The organism is Aeromicrobium sp., from assembly GCF_014378035.1.
In the GTDB taxonomy this organism is placed as follows: domain Bacteria; phylum Actinomycetota; class Actinomycetes; order Propionibacteriales; family Nocardioidaceae; genus Aeromicrobium.
In genome coordinates, this window is record NZ_JACMOM010000104.1 from 1 (window position 1) to 2780 (window position 2780).

Sequence of the window (2780 nt, forward strand, 5' to 3'; positions counted from 1 at the left end):
GGCCGTCTCGTAGGCCGTGACGAGCGCCTGGATCGTGAGCGGCTTGAATCTCTCGATCATCGACGTGATGGCCTCGGGTGGCTGACCCGAAGACATCAGGTGTGGCCACACCGTCGTGCGGAAGAGATCGGTGAGCTCGCGCGCCATGCTCTGCCCATGCTCGGTGATGATGCGTCGAGCGGCGAGTGCGGCCTCTGTCGGGAGGCCGAGGTCAAGGAACTGGACGCCCACAGCGAGGTGAGCTGGCGCAAGCTGGAAGACGTCCTCGACCGGGGTGGGCTCGATGACACCCAGCGCCACGAGGAGCTCGAGATCGTCGTCGGAGAGCGATCGGCCTGAACGGGTCTCGAGGTCTGGCCGGTGGACGGTCTCGGGCAGGTCGGGCATCCACGGTGCAAGCAGCGTGCGGTGCAGCGCGACCTGCTCGGGACTGGCGTCACTGGGGATGTTCTCGAGGTAGCCCTCGATGGCCGAGAGCGTGAACCCGTGGGCCTGCAGCTCGCGCACGAGCTCGAGCCGCGCGAGGTGGTCGGGCCCGTAGTAGCCATTGCGTCCCTCGCGCCGCGGCGGCGGGATGAGCCCACGTCCCGCGTAGAAACGCACCGTGCGCACCGTCATGCCGACACGTGACGACAGCTGCTCGACGCTCATCGTCTCGGCGGGTGAGGGGGTCATGTGACCGAGACTATTCCACCGGACTGACGGCGAGTACCGTCGATCGACAGGAGCCGGCCTGATCGGTGGTGTGGTGTCGCTCGGACACCCCTGGCCGACCAGACGTGACCGGACCGACAGTGAACCCGCCTACCACTTTGACAGTGGTGCTGTCACAATCGACGGTGTCACGATGTTGACACGTCTCACCCAGACCCTGCGAGGACACATTCATGACCGAAGCCTTTGTCTATGACGCCATCCGCACCCCACGAGGTCGCGGCAAGAAGACCGGATCACTCCACGAGGTCAAGCCGATCTCGCTCGTGACCGGTCTGATCGATGAAATGCGCAAGCGCAACCCGACGCTCGACACCGACGGCATCGAGGACCTCGTCCTCGGCGTCGTCTCGCCCGTCGGCGACCAGGGTTCCGACATCGCCAAGACCGCCGCGCTCGCCGCTGGCCTGCCTGACACGGTTGCCGGCGTGCAGCTCAACCGGTTCTGCGCCTCGGGCCTCGAAGCCGTCAACCAGGCCTCGGCCCGCATCCGCTCCGGCTGGGAAGACTTGATCCTCGCCGGTGGTGTGGAGTCGATGAGCCGGGTGCCGATGGCGTCCGACGGCGGTGCATGGGCCATGGATCCCAAGACCGCGTTCGACACTGACTTCGTGCCCCAGGGAATCGGCGCTGACCTCATCGCCACGATCGAGGGCTACAGCCGCACCGACGTCGACACCTTTGCCGCCGAGTCGCAGGCGCGCGCCGCCAAGGCCATCGCCAACGGCTACTTCGACAAGTCGGTCATCCCGGTCAAGGACGCTTCTGGCCTCACGATCCTCGACCACGACGAGTTCGTCCGTGAGGGCACGACGGTCGAAAGTCTCTCCCGCCTACCCGCCTCGTTCGCCGCGATCGGCGACCAGGGTGGTTTCGACTCCGTCGCCCTCGAGAAGTACACGAGCGTCGAGAAGATCAACCACGTCCACCACGCGGGCAACTCCTCGGGCATCGTCGACGGTGCTGCCCTCGTGCTGATCGGCTCGGAGGAGGCGGGCACACGTCACGGCCTCAAGCCGCGCGCCCGCATCCTGTCGGCCGCGGTCTCCGGCTCGGAGCCCACGATCATGCTGACGGGCCCCGGCCCCGCCAGCCACAAGGCGCTCGACCGCGCCGGCCTCACGATCGGTGACATCGATCTGCTCGAGATCAACGAGGCGTTTGCTGCTGTGGCGCTGCGCCTGATGAAGGACCTCGGTGGATTCCCGCACGACCAGACCAACGTCAACGGCGGATCGATCGCGATGGGCCACCCGCTCGGTGCGACCGGCGCGATGATCCTCGGCACCCTGATCGACGAGCTCGAGCGTCGCGATCAGCGCTACGGCCTGGCCACGCTGTGCGTGGGCGGCGGCATGGGCATCGCCACCGTCGTCGAGCGCCTCAGCTGACCTCTCCCACTCTCCATCACCTTGCAGAAAGACATACCTATGACTGAAGCAGTGCGTTACGAGGTCGAGGGCGGAATCGTCAACCTCGTCATCGACGACCCCAGCCAGAGTGCCAACACCATGAATCAGGCCTATGCCGACTCGATGGCCAAGGCCGTCGATCGGCTGGTCAAGGACATCGCGGCGGATGCCGACTCGATCACGGGCGTCGTCGTCTCGTCGGCGAAGAAGACCTTCTTCGCCGGCGGCGACCTGAAGCTCATGGTCCAGTCGACCCCCGCCGATGCCCAGCGCCTGTTCGACGAGGTCGAGGGAATCAAGGCGACCCTGCGCAGGCTCGAGACGTGCGGCAAGCCCGTCGTCGCGGCCATCAACGGCGCTGCTCTCGGCGGCGGCCTCGAGGTCGCGCTGGCAACCCATCACCGCATCGCGGTCGACGGCGGCTACGAGATCGGCCTGCCGGAGGCCACCTTGGGTCTGCTGCCCGGCGGAGGCGGCGTCACCCGCACCGTCCGCATGTTCGGCATCTCCGACGCGCTGATGAAGTTCCTGCTGCAGGGCCAGCGCATGAAGCCGGCCAAGGCGCTGTCCGAGGGCCTCGTCGACGAGGTGGTCGCAACCCAGGACGAGCTGCCCCCTGCCGCGAAGGCTTGGCTCAGCGCCAACGCCGCCGCC

Annotated in this window: 3 protein-coding genes; 2 read left to right on the forward strand and 1 reads right to left on the reverse strand. The window is 67.1% G+C overall.

Going from position 1 to position 2780, the window contains the following annotated elements:
- Positions 1 to 675, reverse strand: a 675-nt coding sequence (locus H7290_RS05430; RefSeq protein WP_290512999.1) for a MerR family transcriptional regulator, incomplete at its 3' end; no start/stop codon positions are given.
- A 212-nt stretch (positions 676 to 887) separates the two neighbouring features.
- On the opposite strand from H7290_RS05430, the gene H7290_RS05435 reads away from it, so the two are divergent.
- Together H7290_RS05435 and H7290_RS05440 are read left to right on the forward strand one after the other, a co-directional pair.
- The gene (locus H7290_RS05435; protein ID WP_290513000.1) at positions 888 to 2105 is read left to right on the forward strand and encodes an acetyl-CoA C-acetyltransferase; all 1218 of its coding nucleotides are present in this window, start codon (positions 888 to 890) and stop codon (positions 2103 to 2105) included.
- A 39-nt stretch (positions 2106 to 2144) separates the two neighbouring features.
- The coding region (locus tag H7290_RS05440; RefSeq protein ID WP_290513001.1) for an enoyl-CoA hydratase/isomerase family protein at positions 2145 to 2780 on the forward strand (636 nt) is incomplete at its 3' end.

What these genes read in the sequence shown, in the direction of transcription:
- H7290_RS05435 (WP_290513000.1), top strand. Translation starts at nt 888, where the DNA reads ATGACCGAAGCCTTTGTCTATGACGCCATCCGCACCCCACGAGGTCGC.